Genomic DNA, 18,343 nt, shown 5'->3' on the forward strand with positions numbered 1-18,343 from the left:
CGAAGGACACAATGAAGATCACAGATATCCGGGCGACCACCGTCGCGGTGCCGCTGGAGGCGCCGCTGCGGCACGCCAACGGTGGCCACTGGGGGCGGTTCGTCCGCACCATCGTCGAGGTCGATACCGACGAGGGCCTGACCGGACTCGGTGAGCTTCGTGGCGCGGGCGCGGCCACCGAGGACGCCCTGGTCGGGCTCAAGCACTACCTCGTGGGGCACGACCCGTTCGACCTGGAGGCGATGCGGTTCAAGCTGCTCAACCCCACGGCCGCGCTCTACGGCAATCGCACCAGCCTGCACTCGGCACTCGAGTTCGCCTGCATCGACCTGATGGGCAAGTATCTCGACGTCCCCGCCTCGCAGCTGTTCGGTGGCCGACTGCGTGACGAGGTGAGCTTCGGTTCCTACCTGTTCTTCCGGTATCCCGACGACGATGGCACGGGGGAGGTGCGTACACCGGACCAGCTGGTTGCCCAAGCCGCGGAGCTCAAACGGCTGCACGGATTCCGGTCGCACAAGCTCAAGGGCGGCGTCTTCCCGCCCGACTACGAACGGGAGTGCTACGAGGCGTTGGCGGCGGCGTACCCGTCCGACGGCCTGCGCTACGACCCCAACGCCGTGCTGAGCGTGGAGGAATCGATCCGGTTCGGCATGGCCATCGAACATCTGCGCAACGACTACTTCGAGGATCCGACGTGGGGTCTCAACGGCATGCGGCGCGTTCGTGAGAACGTACGGATCCCGCTGGCCACCAACACCGTCGTGGTGAACTTCGAACAGCTCGCTGCCAACGTCCTGGATCCGGCGGTCGATGTGATCCTGCTCGACACCACGTTCTGGGGAGGGATCCGGCCGTGCATCAAGGCCGCAGGGGTGTGTGAGACCTTCCAGTTCTCCGTCGCGATGCACTCCTCCGGCGAACTGGGTATCCAATTGGCCACCATGCTCCATCTCGGCGCGGTGCTGCCCGCCCTGCCGTTCGCCGTCGATACTCACTACCACCACCTGCTCGACGACGTCATCGTCGGCGGGAAGATGCAGTATCAGGACGGCGCCATCGCGGTGCCGACCGGTCCCGGGCTCGGCGTGGAGCTCGATCGTGACCGCATGCAGACGTACGCGGACCACTTTCACGAGGTCGGGAACTACACGTACGACCGCGATCCGAAGCGGCCCGGCTGGTATCCGCTCGTGCCCAACGAACGCTGGGCCGACCCATGGCGCTAACGTATGCTGTATTTGGTATTCCAATCAGGAGACGGCATGACATCGCTCGGGCGCATCGAGACTGTTCCGCTGGGAGACCGCACTCTCGAGGCCATTCGGTCGGCCATCATCAGCGGCGAACTGGGCGGTGGTGTCCCGCTGAGCGACCGCCAGCTGTCGGAATCGCTGGGGGTCAGCCGCACGCCGGTGCGCGAGGCGCTGCACCGGTTGAAGGAAGCCGGGCTGGTCGAGGCCCGCGGACGCACAGGGTGGGCAGTGACCCGGTTCACCGAGCAGGACGTCCGCGAGATCTTCCAGCTACGGAAGCTCCTCGAACCCGTCGGTCTCGAGGAGCTCGAGGCCGCCGACGGTGACGAGCAGGTCAGGACGATCGCGTCGTTCTTCGACGACTATTCCCACCCGATCGCGCCCGCGCGCTACGTCGACTACTTCGCCCGGGACAACCAGTTCCACAAGGCAATCGTCCAGTGCAGCGCCAACCGTCGGATCCGCCATTTCTACGAGGTCATCGAGAGCCACATCGATCGCGGCCGCTTCTTCCTGTTCGGCGTGGCGGCCGGCCGGGTGGAGGAGACGCTCGACGAGCACCTCGCCATCGCCGAGGCGGTGGCCGAGCGCGACTTCGGCCGTGCACGCACCGAACTGCTGCGCCACCTGCGCACCGGTGAGGAACTCATGATCAAGCAGCTACGACAGCAACCCGCGCCGTGATCGCATACCGACCACCGCACCAGCCATCGCCGTCCGAGCTGGAGGATGCATGACGAAGTCATCTGCCTACATGCGGGGCACGGCCGCCACTGCGCCCCCGCAGCGTGTACCGCTGGACGAGTTGCGCGCCCACTGTTCGGCGGTCCTGCGCGGCGCCGGGCTCGCCCATGCGGCGGCGGATCTCGTGGCTGACTCGCTGACAGACGCGGAGGCGCGCGGGATCTCCTCCCACGGCGTCACGCGTACCCGGATCTACGCCGAACGGCTCCAAGCGGGGATGATCGACGGCGCCGCCACGCCGGTCGTCGTGCGCGAGGACACCGCCGGGGTACATCTGGACGCCGGCAACGCCATCGGTCACGTCGGCGCGAGCGCCGGCATCGACCTGGCGATCGAGAAGGCAGAGAGCGGCTCCGTCGGCGCCGTCGGCGTGGCGAACTCCAATCACTGCGGCACGCTGGCCTACTTCACCCGCCGCGCGGCTCGTGCCGGTCTGGTCGCCATCGCCATGTCGACGGCACCGACCACGATGGTGTACTTCGGCGGCAAGTCCCGGGCCGTGGGCACCAACCCGCTGAGCATCGCCGTGCCCCGCCGGGACGGCCCGCCGATCACCGTGGACATGGCGACGAGTGCCACCGCTCGCGGCAAGATCATCCTTGCCAACCAGCTCGGCCAGGACATCCCCGAGGGCTGGGCCGTGGACGTCGACGGGCGGCCGACGACCGATGCCGCCGCGGCGCTGGAGGGCTCGGTCATGCCGTTCGGCGGGCCGAAGGGATCCGGGCTGGCCATGATGGTCGATCTGCTGGCCGGTGCCCTTGTCGCCGGTGTCAGCGGGGAGGGCATCGGCGACATGTACGAGGACTGGACGCGCCCGCAGCGCGTCGGCCACCTCTTCATCACGCTCAATCCCGACGGCTGGCTGGGCAGGTCGTCGTTACTGGCACACGTCGAGGACTTCGCCGGCCGGATCCATGACCTGCCCCCGGCTGAGGGATTCGACCAGGTCCTCCTGCCCGGCGAAATGGAGGAGCGAGCCTACGAGCGCGCCAGGACCGACGGCGTCACCCTCTCGGCCGCCGTCTTCGCCGACCTGCAGAACATCGCGGACGAGGTCGGAGCCCAGCACCAGGTCGTCGGCACCACGGCGGACTGAGCCCGAAGGAGAACACGTGCCCGAATACCTGATCCATGACGCGACGGAGACGCCGCCGGCGGAGCTCCTTCAGCGCGGCCATCCTGAGTGGCACCTGGGACCGGTCCTGGGTGTACGAGCACTGCAGATCCGCACCGTCCCGGCGACGCGCTGATGCGCGACGAGCGATCGAGGAGCGAGCGATGACACCGCGAGTGGTGGTTTCCCAGTACGTCTTCCCCGAGGCCGTGGACCAGCTCCGCCGGGCCGGGTTCGACGTCGAGGCACGCAACGACGACGAGCCGCTGCCGCCGGAGCAGCTCCAGGAGCTGGTGCGGGGCGCTGCTGGGCTGGTGTCCATGCTCACGGACCGGATCGATGCTGACTTCCTGGCGTCGGCGCCGGACCTGTCCGTCGTGGCCAACGTGGCCGTCGGGTACGACAACATCGACGTGGCGGCGGCCACGCGAGCCGGCATTGCGGTGTGCAACACGCCGGACGTCCTGACTGACGCCACGGCCGATCTGACGTGGTCGCTGATCCTGGCGACCGCACGGCGGGTCCCCGAGGGCGACGCCTTCCTGCGTGCTGGCCGGTATACGCACTGGAAGCTGGCGCAGGAGCAGCTCGGCGCGGACGTGTTCGGCCAGAGCCTGGGCATCTACGGGTTCGGCAAGATCGGCCAGGCGGTGGCGCGTCGCGCCGTGGGCGGATTCGACATGACGGTGCGTTACCACGACGCCCACCGGCTGCCGCGCGACCGCGAACGCGAACTGGGCGTGACCTACGCCGAGATGGACGAGCTCCTGGCCACGGCCGACTTCCTCTCGGTCCACGCGCCCCTGACCGAGAGCACGCGTCACGGTATCGACGCCACGGCGCTGGCCCGGATGAAGCCCTCCGCCATCCTCGTCAATACCGCACGGGGCCCGATCGTCGACGAGGCGGCGCTGGTCGAGGCGCTAGCCACCGGGTCGATCGCCGGCGCCGGCCTCGACGTCTACGAGGACGAGCCCACCGTCCATCCCGGGCTGGTGGAGCAGCGTGAACGCGTCGTGCTGCTTCCCCACCTGGGCAGCGCCACCGCGTCCACGCGCCGGCGGATGGCGGCCATCGCCGTCGGCAACGTGATCGACGCCCTCAGCGGCCGGCGTCCACGGACCTTGGTCAACACCGACGTCCGCCCGGCCGTCGGAGCCACCAGCGACGAAACAGGAGCCTGAGCACCATGACGTTCACGAATCCCTTGCGCGAGATGTGGGCCCGGGGAGAGGTAACCCGCGGCGCATGGTGCAGCTCGCCCAGCGCCGTCGTCGCCGAGACGCTGGCGGCCACGGGCTACGACTACGTATGCGCCGACCTGCAACACGGGGCGGTGGACTACCCCGACGCGGTGCACATGCTGCAGGCGATCTGGGGCCAGGGGGCGACGCCAATAGCCCGGGTTCCAGCCAACGACCCGGCGACCATCGGTCGCATCCTGGACGCCGGGGCACTCGGCGTGGTCGTGCCGCTCGTCAGCACGCCCGAGGAAGCCGCCCGCGCGGTGGCGGCCTGTCGTTACCCACCCACGGGGGGTCGTTCCTTCGGACCGGTGCGAGCGGCGACGGTGATGGGTTCACGCGACCCGCACGATCTGGACCAGGTGGTCTGCGCGGTCATGGTCGAGACTCGCGAGGGCCTCGAGCGGGTGGACGAGATCGCGGCCACGCCCGGTCTGGACGCGATCTACGTGGGGCCGGCCGACCTGTCCCTGGCGCTGGACTTGCCCCCGGCATACGAGCACGACCACGTCGATCACGTCGGCGCTGTCGCGGCCATCCAGGGTGCCTGCAGACGCCACGGGATCGTGGCCGGCGTGCACTGCGTGGGCGGTGAGATGGGTGCCCGGCGCGCGGAACAGGGCTTCCAGATGATGACCCTGGTCAATGATCTGGCGCTCGTCCGGTCGGCCGCCGCCGAGGAGCTTGCCCTCGCCACTCGGGGGCTGAGCGCCCGAACGGCCGGGTAGAGCCCCCGGCACCGAGACGAAGCCGGTTCCAACGCGCTGCGGGGGATGGCTGTCTGGATGAGCTTCCGTCTACGTTCCGTATGCATAGGCCCGCGGCGCCGGGATGTCTCGGGGTACGTTGTATCGCCTCCGTGACCGTGGGGGGCTGATTCAGGTCGGTCACGATCTCTACCGGCGATGGTCGGGCGCCGCGGCCGACCCGGACTTGGTCGAGATTGCACTTCGCGCCATGCAACCGACGTTGTTGCAACGGCGCTGGCGCGGCATGGTCTGACCGACGAGATTCCCGTCGCCTACGACGTCGCCGTCCCATCAGGTTAAGAGGCCGGGTTGTCGCAGTGCCGGTGTCGTGGCATCGGTTTGCCACGGAGACGTTCGATCTCGGCCGAGAGACCTTCTCCGAATCGGCCACGAGTAGCAGGCTAGCAATGCAACTGGCGGATACGCCTGGCACAGGGTGGACGATCACGGCCCCGTCGCGCATCGTGACGGAGGACAGCTGTTCCGAGCGCTGCCATGACGCGGCTGATGCTTGGCGGACTTCTGTCACCTCACCCTTGACGCCCACCTAGGAAGCCGAGTCGCCCGGGTCCGCCGACCGATTGGGAACCGCTCACCGGCAGATTCAGGCACTGTCATTGGTCGGCGTGAGTGTGGCATTGATCAGTTCCTGCTCGTGGTCAACGGCGTGGACGATTCGGCGCCATCTGGCCTCCAGGTCGTGGAACATCATGGACCGAAGCGCGTGAAACAGGGCAGCCGTGAAGATGCCCCCGGCAGAGGTTGGCAGGAACCCGGCTTCCCGCCGATAGGCGCCGTAGAAGGCCCGGGCAGCCGCGCCGTTGAATCGCAGGTCATGCGACAGGAACTCGTTGATGAGCGGGAAGCCGAGATCCAAGACGACTGGTCCGTAACCCGACTCGTCCCAATCCAACAGAACCGCCGAGTCCGGTCCGACGTGAAGCAGATTGGACGCAGCCGGCTCACCATGAATCGTCGAGACCGGAATCAACGGCATGTCTTGAATCCGCCGGACAAGATCGACCGCACGCCCCGCGAAGGGCAGCCGACTGACCTGGGCGCGGATCTCGTCGACCGCAGCATCCACAGGTATCCCAAACTCGTGGTCGCTACGTGTGATGCGATGCAAACGTCCCAACGCTCGACCCGCCGCCGACCACCCCTCTGGGGCTTCGCCCAGCTGCCTGCCGTCCACCCACTCCGAAACGCTCAACCGACAACTGCCGAGGTTAACCGCCAGCTCGCCATCCCGAGTCGGGACCACTGCCGGAGCCAGACCTCGACCATGACGGGCAACGTGATCTTGAGTCTCGGCTCCCCACATCACCGACCGGTCGGGACTGATCCGTGGCCAGCGCTTTCAGACGAAGCGCCCCGGCTTCGGATCAGGTGCTCATCTGGCATTGACATTTCAGCACCATGTGCGTAACTCTCTCACATACCGCATGTAGCGTGCATCAAGTGGGTTGAGAGAAACCGCAGAGTCGTCGTCGCGACGGAGCAAGGCGGGAACCAGAGCGTGGAGAGGGCAGCCTCGGTGCGTTCGCCGGGGGCCGCGAGCTGCGGAGTCTCCGACGTGACGAGGCAGGGCGCCGCTTTCGCATCATCCGACAACCGGTAGACGAGATTGGATCGACCGATGAACCAACCTTCGGGCAACATGCCCCGCCGGACCCTGCTCAAGTACGCCGCCGTCGGCGGCGCCGGCATCGTCGTGCCGATCGTCGTGGCGTCCGGCTCGGCAGTTGCTGGTGAGGTCGACGACGACAGCACCCTGCTGCTGAACCGCGCGACGATGGTGAAGTGGAAGCGTACGGCCGGCGGGTGGGGCCTGGACTCGCTCCGGATCAGGAGCCACAGGGCATGGCGCCGCGTCCTCAACCCGTCCGGCCGGTACGGTATCTGGTCCGCCAGCTCAGCGCCGAGCGCCGAGACCGTTCAACGGGCGACTGCGGGCACCGTGGCCACGTTCCTCCCGCAGCAGGCGCGTCGCGACCGTCAGGGCGTCACCTTCACCGCAACGCAACCGACCGGCACCATGGTGGCGGTGTGGCGGTTCGACCCGGACCACCCTACTGATCTGCTGGTCACGCTCACCTGGACGCCGAACGCCGCTGGCTGGTACTCCGTCCCCAGCCCCACGCTCGCCACCGTCGACGACGACGACCTCGGCTGGGGCGTCGTCCCCGGCTACTGGTCGTCGGCAACCCTGGCCGCCGACGACGACCTGACGTACCTGTACCAGATCGGCGTGCCGAAGGCGCCGATGGTCACCACCGAGGCCAGCACGACCAGCCTCACCGCCATCGTGTCCAGCCGTGCCCGGGGCACGACCCTCGCCGTCGTCGCCGACCCGTCGCTGGCGCGCGACCCGTGGGCCGACGACACGTCCACCCAGAACACCTGGAAAGTCGGGACATCCCTGCGCGCGTTGACCGGCGAGCTGAGCCCCACCAGCTTCTACCCGGTACTCGGACAGGCCGGCTCGCAGCTCGCGGCCGGTGAGCCGGTCACGGCCACCTTCCGATACGTCCTGAGCGACGCGGGTTGGTACGAGGTCAGCAAGCACGTCACCCGGGACGTGTACGGGCTCGGCGATTACCTCGCCCTCGCCGCCGCGTCCGAGTCGCTGTCCCACCGGATCAACCGAATGCACGACCACCTGGTCACGCCACAGTCCAGGTGGCACACCTGGGAGTACGAAGGACTCACGCTGGGCGCGGAGGGCTCCAAGATCTCCGATGTCGGCGCGATGTGGATGATGGACGCGATCACCGGTGATCCGATCATCCACCACGATCGGCTGCCGTACGCGCGCAACTTCAAGCTGGCTCAGCAACAGACCGCGGAGGGACCGTTCCGGGGGGCCGCGCTCGGCGAGTACTTCAGGAACGGCCAGTTCGTCAGCGCGATCGTCGGCGCGGCGACCGGCATCGACGAACCGGACTACGTCACGCCGAGCTTCACCACCTACTACACCTTGGCCGACATGGCCAACATCGTGTTGTTCGACCCGTCCGACACCGAGCTGCGCGACCGGATCCGCCTTGGTGCGGACAAGCTGTTGAGCTGGCAGCACGACGACGGCAGCTTCGACATCGGCTACCAACGGGAGAACCCCGACGCCTTGCAGTATCCGGAGCTGACCGACCTGCGCGCCACCTGGTATGGCTTCCTGGCCGCGTACCGAATCCTCGGCGACCGGAAGTACCTGGACGCGGCCCAGCAGGGCGCCGACTGGTTCGTCGAGCATGCCGTCAAGACCGGCGATTTCCTCGGCTTGTGCGACGACTTCCGGATCATCCGCGACTTCCAGGTGATCTTCGCGGCCCAAGCCCTGCTCGAACTGCACGAGCTGACTGGCACCCAGGCGTATCTAGATGCTGCCATCTCGTGCGCGCGGTTCTACACCCTGCACATCCACAACCACCCGACGCCGACCGCGGCCACCAAGACCTTCCACGGGGTGGAGATGGAGGACTGGCGTGCCAGCCAGGTCGGGATGTGCTTCGAGCACTCTGGCTTCACCGGCAGCGCCAACAAGGAAGGCCCGATGCTGCTCTCGTGCCACGCCGGCGCCTTCGTCCGGTTCCACGAGCTGACCGGAGACGAGCACTTTCTCGATCTCGCCCGAGCCGCCGCGCGTGGGCGGGACGCGTTCGTCGGCCCTGAAACCGGCACCCCGTCCTACTACTGGCGGGACGGCAACGGTGCGTCGACCCAGTTTCCCTGGCACGCCTGGTGGCACATCGGGTGGATCGTGGACTATCTGCTCGCCGAGGCGCATTTGCGCACCGAAGGGAAGATCAGCTTCCCGCCGGGGCTCTGCACGGCGAAGGTCGGCGCGCACCGGCCGTTCGGTTTCGCCCCGGGCACGGTGTACGGGAAGGACGCCAACCTGTGGATGCCCCGCACCCTGCTCGTCGTCGACAAGTCCGATGTCGACGTCGTCACCGCCCGCTCGATCGACGGGAGCCGGCTGTACGTGGTGGCGCTGAACCAGCTCGGCGCGGCGACGTCGGCGACCATCACGCTCAACCCGCGCGCCGTCGAGCAAGGCCGGCTCGCGACGTGGACCGGTTGGGACGTCATCACCGGTGAGGGGACCAAGACAGCGGCCGACGAATGGTCGGTGCGGCTCGCCCCGAACGGTGTTGCCGTGCTCGAGATCGAGTTACGCCTCGCCGACGACCCGCAAGGACCGGAGCTGCGGACCTTCCGCGTCGAGGGCGCTTACCGGGCGCCGGTGGTGAGCTGGTCCTACTTCACCACCGTCGAGGCGTGGGTGCAGTGGCGGGAGGCCGACGGCGAGACCTGGACCGACACCAACCGGTCCACTGGATACGACTTCAACCAAACCCTCGACCTGTCCGACGTGACCGCGCCGGCCGTGGTCGAGGTGCGCATCGCCACCCTGCTGCCGAGTGGCGACATCGGGTGCTCGGAGGTCACGCGGTGGAACGTGCCGCGGCAGTACTTGCCGGACGGCCCGAACATCGCCCTCAACCGGCCGGTGGAGGTCAGCTCCATCTACCAGCCGCAATACACCGGCGACAAGGCGGTGGACGGCAACACCGCCGACAACGCCAGCCGGTGGCTCTCCGCGGTCGGTGACCTAGAGCCGTCGATCACCGTGCACCTCGCCACCGTCACGACGCCGAAGCTGGTCCGCATCTACAGCGGTGGCGCCATCGCCAGGGGTCGGTTGGTGTCCGCCATGGTCCAGACCCGCTCAGCCGACGGCAGCTGGACACAGGTCGGCGCGGTGAGCGGCAACACCGAGCCTCGGCTGGACATCCCCCTCGATTCGGGGCCGACCGACCAGGTCCGGCTCGTGGCCACCGATCCGTCCCGCGATGAGATCGACGTCGTCCGCATGTACGAACTGGAGATCTACGACCAGGTTCGATAACACAACGCAACTCGGCTTCATCTCGCTCGATGGAAAGATACCGATGCGCCTCCCCTACGGTGCGTTGACCGCTCTGGTTGTCGGGCAACTCGTGCCCGCGCCAGCCCCGGCGTGAGCGGGCCGCGTCGACGGCACTTACACGCTTGCCGATGGCGTCGCCCGCCGTGACTCTCAGCGATTCACGCCATCCGCGCGGAAAGCGGACCGACCAAGTCACAATCGATTCAATCGAGTCCATGAGCAAACAGCGCCCCGGTGTCGGCGCACACGGGGGAGGTGCGACGCCGGAGGAGGCCGTGGCCGATCTTCGGGTGGCGCTGGTCGGGCTCGTTGTTGAGTTCGGAGCACCGGACGAGCTGACCTGACGGTCGACATCGCCTGATGCGCCCTGCTCCCGTCCGTACCCGGCACCGAGGTCGTCAGAGCTCTGTCGAAGCACGGGTTCCGCGGTAGCGCGCATCAACGGCAGTCAACACGTCATGCCACCCTGACGGGCGCGGGACGACCGTGCCATGAAGCTCGACGCTGACAGCTGACCCTGGTGCCTTACGCGTTGTCCCAGGTCCAGCGGGGTCCGGGCCGCGGTCCCGGCGGTCGCCGGGGACCACGCCGTGATCGCTGTGCGGCCGGGCGGCACGGCCCGGGTGCCCGGCTAGTCGGAGATCATCGACGGCTAGGGCTCCGGGCGAGCGGGTCCGCGGTTACGCTCCTGCCGTGCCGACGCAGTTCGAGAAGGCCATGCGGCTCATGCGCCGCCACGATCCGCAGGCCCGGGAGGACGGGTTCCAGATCCTGCTCGCCCAGGCCGCAGATCACGTCGACGAGCTGATGACGGAGTTCGTCCGCGAACGTGCCGACCACGGGCTGCGGTGCTGGCTGCTGGAGCTCATCGGCGAGGGTCGCTCGCCGGCCGCGCTCCCGCTGCTGGTCGAGCAGCTCCAGGGCGACGACGAGGCACTGCGCGGCTGGGCGGCGCGGGGCCTGGAACTGCTCGACTCCAAGCCGGCGCGCGAGCAGCTGTGGCAGGCACGGGCCAACGGGCTCATCCGCTGACACCGTCCTCGCTCGGATCAGCGGGCGGCGGCCAGCCGGGCGAGCTCCGTCCGGTTGGCCACCTGGAGCTTGGCGTACACGTGCGCCAGGTGGGTCTTGACCGTGCCGCGGCTCATGAACAGCCTGGTCGCGATCTCCGGGTTGGACATCCCTTGAACTGCCAGGTCCACCACCGAGCGCTCGGTCGGGGTGAGGCTCTCCCACCCCGAGTCCGGTCGCCGGCGCGGGCCGCGGGCGCGGGCGGCGTAGGCGACGGCATCCGGCAGCGACATCGCCTCGCCCCGCTCCACGAGTGCCGGCGACGACGGGGTCAGTTCACCCTCTGTCTGGGCTGACTGTCCATCCGCCGACGACGGGGTGAGCGTGGCGCCCGCGTCACGCCGGGCCCGTCGGGCGGCACCCGTCAGGACACTGGCAGGCTCGTCCGCCCCGCGCCGCAGCAGCAGCTCCGCCAGCGACTCGAGACTGTCGATGCAGCCCAGCACCAGGCCGTGATCGTTGCGGATGCGCAGCGCCTCGTGCTGCAGCGCGAGCGCGCGGTCCGGGTCACCGTCGGCGGCCAGGGACGCGTGGACGGCGAGCGCGGCGGCCCGCACGCCGGGCAGTTGGGCGGTCATCGGCGTGGCCAGGACCTCGTCGGCCAGGTGCCCGGCCGCCGCGTCGTCGCCGGACGTCATCAAGGCTGTCGCCAGCACCACTCGGGTCTGCGGCGACAGGTGCTCGTCCGCCGGAGCCGGATGCCACCGCGCCTCGCGCCGGCACCAATCCACGGCCTCCTCCGGTTGACCGCGGTCCAGCGCGATCAGCGCCTTGACCCGCTCCCACCCGGGGATGAACGGTGCCTCGTCCAGGCCGCCGACCAGCCGGTCCATGGGCGCCATGGCTTCCTCGGCGAGGTCGAGCCGGCCCTGCAGCACCCGGATCTCGGCCAAGATGCTCCGCGCGGACCCGGTCCGGTGGAAGTCACGCAGCGGCTCAGCCGTCATCACCGCACGCTCGGCGAGCTCGCTTGCGCGCCTGAGGTCTCCGGCGTAGGCCGTGGCCTGAGCCAGCCAGCCCAGGCCGGAGGACCCGACGCCGCGGTCGCCGCGCCGCAGCAGGCCGTCCAGCGCCGGCTCGATGCACGCGATCGCCGCCGCGTGGTCGTCGCGGATCAGGTCGACCAGCCCGACCAGCACGGCCGAGGCGTCGGCAACGAACGCATCACCGGCCCGAGCGGCGTCGTCGCGCACGACGGCCGCCTCACGCCGGGCCCGGTCCAGGTCGTCGCCGATCTCACCGACGGCGGCCAGCGAGCGTGCCCGCAGCCAGACCCGCTCCGCGCCGGTCTCGGCGGCCAGCTCCGCGGCGTCCCGGACCGCGTCCAGCCCCACGCCGCCGGGCACCGTCGTATCGGCGACCAGGGCGAGGGCCACCATGACCTCCGCTTGTAGTGCGGTCCGCTCGCCCGCCCCTCGGCCCGCGGCCAGCCGAAGCAGCCGCATCCCTTCCGGGCCCCGGCCCTCTAGGTGCCACAGCCAGGCCACGCCGGCGGCCAGCCGCCGCCCGCGTGCGGGGTCGTCGGCGGCCAGGCCCCACTCGATGGCGGACCGGACGTTCGGATACTCGGCGGCGACGGCGGCCCGCCAGGCGTCCTTGTCCGTGTCGACCAGCGCGGCGAGCCCGTCCACCAGCGCCAGCTGGAGGTCGAGGTGGCAGTCCCGCAGCCGCTCGGTCTCGCCCGCCTCCGCCAGCCGGGCCAGCGCGTAGTCGCGGACGACGCCGAGCATCCGGTACCTCGCGACCGGGCCGGCCGTGTCCGCGACGACGAGCGAGGTGTCGATCAGCCCGCGCAACGCCTTGACCAGCCGGTCAGCGGTCGGCCCGCCCAGAGCCGCGAGCCCGGTGACGGCGCCGGCCGCGAACCCTGGCTCGAAGACGCCGAGCCAGCGGAACAGGACACGCTCGTCGTCGCCGAGCAGGTCGTGGCTCCACCGCATCGAGCCCTCGAGGGTTCGCTGCCGGAACGCGGCGGTCCGCGTGCCGCCGTCGAGCATGGTGAACGGGTCGTGCAGCGCGTCGGCGATCTGCGCCGGCGTGAGCGTGCCAGCCCAGCCGGCGGCCAGCTCCAGCGCCAGCGGCACGCGGTCGAGCCGGTCGCAGACGCGGCGCGCGCCGGCCCGGACATCCTCCGCGTCCTCGCCTGCGACACCGGCGCGGTCCAGGAACAGCTCCAGCGCGTCGGCGAGGTCCAGCGGGGGCACCCGCCAGACGCGTTCGCCGTCGACACCCAGCGGCGCCCGGCTGGTGGCCAGCACCGCGACTCGCGGGCAACGCGCCAGGAGCGCCGCTACGACCTTGGCGGCGTCGGCCAACAGGTGCTCGCAGTTGTCGAGGACGACGAAGGCGTCACGGTCGCCGAGCGCGGTCAGGACCGCCGCGAGCGGGTCCGAGCCCGCCGGTACCAGCACGTCGAGGACGTCCAGGGCGTCCGCGACGCGGCGGGCGACCTGCGCGCCGTCGCGCTCGTTCTCCAAACCGACCCACACCACGTCCGGCCGGGACTCGCCCAGCTCGTGACACGCCCGCACCGCGAGCCGGGTCTTGCCGCAGCCTCCCGGGCCGACCAGGGTCAGCACCCGGCCCTCGGTCAGTGCCGCACCGACGGCGGCGAGCTCGGCGCCGCGGCCGACGAAGGACGTCAGCTCCGGCGGAAGGTGGTGGACAGGCATCGTCCGCAGTCTTGCACCGCCTCGGCCAAGCCGGCGCGGGGATATCGGCCAGCTGGCAGATGTTCCGCCGGCGCCCCGCCGGAACGATCGACATCAGACGGTGCCGCCCAGGCGCCACCCACCGAAGGAACCGACATGACCTCGAACACCACGCCCCGCCGCACGGTCGTCGCCAACATCTCTCTGTCACTCGACGGACGCGTCAACGGGCCCGGCGGCGAGTACGACATGAGTTGGATCGCCCCGCACGCCGTCACCGACGCCGCGCGAGACCTCATGGTCCGCCTGACCGACACCGCGACCACCATCCTGCTCGGCCGCAAGAACTACGAAGGCTTCGCCGGCTTCTGGCCGCCCGTGGCCGATGACGAGAACGCCGAGCCCCGCGACCGCGCCACCGCCCGCTGGCTCAACTCGACGGAGAAGGTCGTCTTCTCCACCACTCTGACGGATGCGACGTGGCAGAACTCGTGGATCGCCGGCGCCGACCCCGCGGCGACGGTTCGGCGGCTGCGCGAGGAGCCCGGCGGCGACATCGTCATCCAGAACAGCAGCAGTCTCATCCGTGCCTTGCTCGACGCCGGCGAGGTCGACCGGATGATGATCAACCTGTGCCCTGAACTGGCCGGCGGCGGCGCCCGGCTGTTCGAGGACGGCGTGCCTCGGACGTCGTGGTCGCTCACCGACCTCTCGACCAGCGAGTCCGGCGCGATCTGTCTGGTCTACGACCGGGTCACCAACTGATCTCGCTCACCCGCCGTCGCGGGCCCGACACCGCCAGCGTCGCCGCGGCGGCGGGTCGCCGTTCGGACGCGCGTTGCCCGGTCAGGGCAATTCGCCCTTCAGGGCTGTCCCGAACAGTGCGGCGCGCGGGTCGTCGGCAGGCCCGAGGAGGGCCATGCCCTCGTCGTAGGCGGCCCGCGCCTGGTCCGGGCGACCGGTCCGCATCAGGACGTCGACGAGGATCAGCAGCACGTCGATCAGGACGTGGGTCCCGCCGATCTCCCGCAGCACCGGCTGGGCCTTGCGACAGTAGGCCTCGGCCTCGGCGTAGTCGCCGCGACGCTGGTGTGACCAGGCGAGGTTCGACAGCGCCATGCTCTCGATCGTGCGGTTGTGGTTCTCCCTGGCCAGGTCGAGGGCGCGCTCGGTGTGGACGATTCCGTCGCGGATGCGGTTGAGACCGATCAGCACGAACCCGAGGTTCAGCTCGCAGCCGGCGAGGTTGGGTGTGAGCAAGGACGTGTCGCGAGGACCGGCCTGCCAGCGCCGGGCGGCGACCAGGGCCGCCTCGCCGTGGCGGAGGGCGGTGTCGAGGTCGCCGACGTGGAAGATGGTGGTGGCCAGCGTCATCTCGACGACCGACTCGGTCCCGACGTCACCGGCGGCGCGGCACCGGTCCAGCGCCTCGGTGAGAAGCGCCACCGCCTGCGGGCCGCGTCCGGGCCGGTCGACGGCGCAACCATGGTGCAGCAGTGCGATGTAGAGCGGACCGTCTCCAACGTGCTTGGCCGCGGCTACCCCGATCTCGGCCAGCTCCACCATCTCGTCACTGTGCGCTGCCAGCAACAGCAGCCGGCTCAGCTCCCAGGACAGCCGCCACGCCGTCTCGTACCGGCCGAGGTCGTACGCGCGCCGGGTCGCCAGCTCCAGCCCGCGCCGTTCGGCGTCACACCACGCCCGCGCCACGGTGACGTCGTCGAACCTGAGCGGCCGCACCACGGGGTCCGACGGCGCAGCGGGCTCAGCGGCCGGGTGGCCACCCGGCTTGAGCAGCTCGACCGCGTTGTGCAGCGAGCCCAGGCACCAGTCGAGGGCGCGCTCGCTCGCGGCGTCACGGTCGGCCGGGCTGTCCTCCGTCTCGGCTACGGCCGCGGCGTAGACGCGGACGAGGTCGTGCAGCCGGTACCGCCCGCGCGACCGGCTGCCGAGCGACATGTCCACCAGGTGATCGAGGAGCTGACGGGCGCGGTCCAGCGGCAGGCCGGCGACCGCCGCAGCGAGCTCGGCGCTGAAGTCCAGCGGCACCACATGTGCTACCAGGCGGAACATTCGGGCCGTCGACGGGTCCAAGGCGGCGTAGGACCACGAGAGCACCGACCGCACGCTTGCCGCGGGATCGTTGTCACCGGCGTCGAGCGCCGCCAGCCGGCCGCGCTCGTCCCGCAGCTCCAGCAGCGCGTCGTGTGCGGCGCTGCGAGCGGATGCGTCCGCGGCGGCGGTGTGGCCCACTCCGTTCCACGCGTTCCGGTCGTCATCGTCGTTTCGGCGGGCGACGTACTCGGCAGCGATGACGAGCGCCAGCGGCAGGTAGCCACAGAACCCGGCCAGCTCGGCCACGGCCGCCGGGGCAACGGCGAGGCGGTGCCGCCCGAACCTGGCGCTCAGCAGCGCCTCCGCCTCCGCGGCTGGTAGCTCGCCGACGGCGACTCGGCCGGCGCCCTCGCGCGCGGACAGCCCGCGCAACGCGCCGCGACTGGTGACGATGACCCGGGCGGACGACCCAGGAAGCAGTGGGCGGACCTGCTCGGAGTCGCGGGCGTTGTCCAGCACCACGAGGAGCCGCCGGTCCGCCGTCAGCGTCCGGTACAGCGCCACGCGCGCGTCGAGGCCGGCCGGCATCTGGTCGGCCGGCACCCCCAGCCCGGTGAGCATCAGGCGCAGCGCCGCGGCCGGCTCGACGGGCGTCCCGGTGGCGAAACCGCGTAGGTCGATGAAGAGCTGCCCGTCGGGGAACTCCGCCTGCCGGCGGTGCGCCCAGTGCACCGCCAGCGACGTCTTTCCGGCTCCACCCTGCCCGGTGACGGCGGCCACGACGGCGCCCGGCGCGCCCGACCCACCGATTCCGAGCGCGCGGTCGAGCGCCTCGACCTCGTCAGCGCGGCCGACCAGCTCGACGTCGGCGGGAAGCTGGCGAGGCCGGCGAACGACGTCGTTCATGAGCCGGAGCGTGTCGGCGGGTGAGTTGGCGTCACCGCCGGACCGGTCGGGGTTGAGCAGTGCGGCATGGATGCGTTGCAGCTCCGCTCCCGGATCGGTACCCAACTCCTCGACGAGGCGCCGCCGGAGCGTCTCGTAGGCGGCCAGCGCCTCCGCGGGGCGGCCGGAGGTGGCCAGGATGCGCAGGTGGCGTGCCCACAGCGACTCGCGCAACGGGTGCAGCTCAGCCGCGGCCCGAATCGAGGCGGCCTGCCCCGGAAGCTCGCCGGCGGCCAGGGCGAGGTCGGTCACCCGTTCCAGCGCGGCAAGGTACTCCTCCGTGAGGCGGACGGCCTCCATAGTCGCCAGCCGGCCGACCGCCGCGCCGTCGTACGGCGTGCCGCGCCAGAGGCCGAGCGCGCGGTTGAGCAGCCGCCGCTCGGAGCCGGGGTCCGCAGCGGTGGCCGCCGTGCCCAGCAGTTGCTCGAATCGGACGACGTCGACCTGGTCCGGCTCGACGACCAGCGCGTAGCCTCCCGGCCGGCTGGCGATCGCCTCGTCCGGCAGCAGCCTGCGCAGCCGCGCCATCAAGGTCTGGACCGTGCGCCGTAGGTTCAGCGGCGGCTGGTTGGCCCACACGTACTCGCCGAGGAGGTCCAGCGAGACCGTCCGGCCGGCCGACGCGGCGAGCACTGCGAGGACGCCGCGCAGGCGGTCGCTGGTGACCTGAACGGGGCGCCCGTCGCGCCGGACCTCGAACGGCCCGAGCAGGCCCATCCACAGCCCACCCGGCGTGGGGTCGCCGTCCGGTCGTCCGGTGTTCACTCCGACAGCATTCCCGGGCCGAGCCCGCCCTGTCACGTCGCAGTCCGGGCGGCCGGACGGTGGTGTCGGCCTGACTCGGCCAGAAAATCCGGCCGACGATGTAACCCGGTGGCGGTGTCAGGACATGTTCATGGTGACGGCCGCACCGACCCGGCCGCGGAGAGGGGTGGCGTGGCCGTTGGAGGCGACCGGACCAGGGCGGGGGTCTCGCCCACCCGCGGCGGCGCAGGTTCGAGGTCCTCTTCCGCAGCGAGTCGCGCGCCATCCTCGGGTACGCCCCGCGCCGGGTGGCCGCGGCCGAGGACGCCGCGGACATCGTGGCCGAGACGCTCTTCGTGGCGTGGGCGGCGCATGGACGAGGTACCCGACGGCGCCGAGGCGCGGCCGTGCCTGTACGGCGTCGCGCGCAATGCTCTCGCCAACCATGCCCGCGGTGAGCGCCGGCGCGATCGCCTGGCCGAGCGTCTCCGCGACGAGCTTGGTGGCCACGGTCGACCTGTCGGTCCCCGTCGAGGCGAATGCCGCGGGCACGATCCGCAAAACCCGATCCCACCCCCGGGGTGTCCGGGGTTCCTGCTCGCAAGGGCATCCCGGTCACTGGCGTGTTCGGCACGGCCCAACCCGGCTCGGTACGACTCGACCCTCTGCCGGCTCAGCGGGCCCGCCCTCGCGAGCTGACCCCCGGGCTCCCGGAAGGATCCGCCGCACCTCGACCGGGGAAAGCACCGGCGAACTCGGTCCTTCGAGAGCCGGCACGGGGGCGGCCGCACCCCGACCGCGGCAGAACCGACCCGACAGACCCCAGCCCCAGCC

General features: G+C 70.5%; 13 protein-coding genes. 10 read left to right on the top strand and 3 right to left on the bottom strand.

Annotated elements, in window-relative coordinates:
• Positions 1 to 11: 11 nt before the first annotated feature.
• From E1269_RS26410 to E1269_RS26430, 6 genes are read left to right on the top strand one after another with little or no spacing between them, the layout of a single operon-like run.
• A complete protein-coding gene (locus E1269_RS26410; protein WP_131900215.1) occupies positions 12 to 1,229 on the top strand; it encodes an enolase C-terminal domain-like protein in 1,218 nt (405 codons plus the stop codon).
• Positions 1,230 to 1,265: 36 nt separating this feature from the next.
• The gene (locus tag E1269_RS26415) at positions 1,266 to 1,940 is read left to right on the top strand and encodes a GntR family transcriptional regulator (RefSeq protein WP_162606643.1); all 675 of its coding nucleotides are present in this window, start codon (positions 1,266 to 1,268) and stop codon (positions 1,938 to 1,940) included.
• Between the two features lie 49 nt (positions 1,941 to 1,989).
• On the top strand, positions 1,990 to 3,099 hold the full coding sequence (locus tag E1269_RS26420; protein ID WP_131900219.1) for an Ldh family oxidoreductase: 1,110 nt from the start codon (positions 1,990 to 1,992) through the stop codon (positions 3,097 to 3,099).
• Between the two features lie 16 nt (positions 3,100 to 3,115).
• Entirely contained in the window at positions 3,116 to 3,253 is a 138-nt protein-coding gene (locus tag E1269_RS32520) for a hypothetical protein (RefSeq protein ID WP_162606644.1), read from the top strand.
• Positions 3,254 to 3,281: 28 nt separating this feature from the next.
• Positions 3,282 to 4,301, top strand: a complete 1,020-nt coding sequence (locus tag E1269_RS26425; RefSeq protein WP_131900221.1) for a 2-hydroxyacid dehydrogenase — start codon at positions 3,282 to 3,284, stop codon at positions 4,299 to 4,301.
• 5 nt (positions 4,302 to 4,306) lie between these two features.
• Positions 4,307 to 5,089 (top strand): HpcH/HpaI aldolase family protein, encoded by a 783-nt coding sequence (locus E1269_RS26430; RefSeq protein WP_131900223.1) that lies wholly within the window; start codon positions 4,307 to 4,309, stop codon positions 5,087 to 5,089.
• A gap of 625 nt (positions 5,090 to 5,714) precedes the next feature.
• On the opposite strand, the gene E1269_RS26435 is transcribed toward E1269_RS26430, so the two are convergent.
• Positions 5,715 to 6,437 (bottom strand): phosphotransferase enzyme family protein, encoded by a 723-nt coding sequence (locus tag E1269_RS26435; protein ID WP_476702872.1) that lies wholly within the window; start codon positions 6,435 to 6,437, stop codon positions 5,715 to 5,717.
• 312 nt (positions 6,438 to 6,749) lie between these two features.
• Here E1269_RS26435 and E1269_RS26440 point away from each other — a divergent pair, with 312 nt between their 5' ends.
• From E1269_RS26440 to E1269_RS26455, 3 genes are all read left to right on the top strand, one after another.
• Positions 6,750 to 10,022, top strand: a complete 3,273-nt coding sequence (locus E1269_RS26440) for a galactose-binding domain-containing protein (RefSeq protein ID WP_131900227.1) — start codon at positions 6,750 to 6,752, stop codon at positions 10,020 to 10,022.
• 236 nt (positions 10,023 to 10,258) lie between these two features.
• Positions 10,259 to 10,387, top strand: coding sequence for a hypothetical protein (locus E1269_RS33945; protein ID WP_275264644.1), 129 nt, complete (start codon positions 10,259 to 10,261; stop codon positions 10,385 to 10,387).
• A gap of 349 nt (positions 10,388 to 10,736) precedes the next feature.
• The gene (locus tag E1269_RS26455) at positions 10,737 to 11,075 is read left to right on the top strand and encodes a HEAT repeat domain-containing protein (RefSeq protein WP_203434096.1); all 339 of its coding nucleotides are present in this window, start codon (positions 10,737 to 10,739) and stop codon (positions 11,073 to 11,075) included.
• 17 nt (positions 11,076 to 11,092) lie between these two features.
• On the opposite strand, the gene E1269_RS26460 is transcribed toward E1269_RS26455, so the two are convergent.
• Positions 11,093 to 13,786 carry a LuxR C-terminal-related transcriptional regulator gene (locus E1269_RS26460; RefSeq protein ID WP_131900231.1) on the bottom strand — a complete coding sequence of 898 codons (2,694 nt, stop codon included), beginning with the start codon at positions 13,784 to 13,786 and terminating at the stop codon, positions 11,093 to 11,095.
• Between the two features lie 135 nt (positions 13,787 to 13,921).
• Here E1269_RS26460 and E1269_RS26465 point away from each other — a divergent pair, with 135 nt between their 5' ends.
• A complete protein-coding gene (locus E1269_RS26465) occupies positions 13,922 to 14,530 on the top strand; it encodes a dihydrofolate reductase family protein (protein WP_131900233.1) in 609 nt (202 codons plus the stop codon).
• Positions 14,531 to 14,611: 81 nt separating this feature from the next.
• Here E1269_RS26465 and E1269_RS26470 read toward each other — a convergent pair whose 3' ends face one another.
• The gene (locus E1269_RS26470; RefSeq protein WP_131900235.1) at positions 14,612 to 17,530 is read right to left on the bottom strand and encodes an AfsR/SARP family transcriptional regulator; all 2,919 of its coding nucleotides are present in this window, start codon (positions 17,528 to 17,530) and stop codon (positions 14,612 to 14,614) included.
• Positions 17,531 to 18,343 lie beyond the last annotated feature (813 nt).

It is taken from the genome of Jiangella asiatica, assembly GCF_004349065.1.
Lineage (GTDB): Bacteria > Actinomycetota > Actinomycetes > Jiangellales > Jiangellaceae > Jiangella > Jiangella asiatica.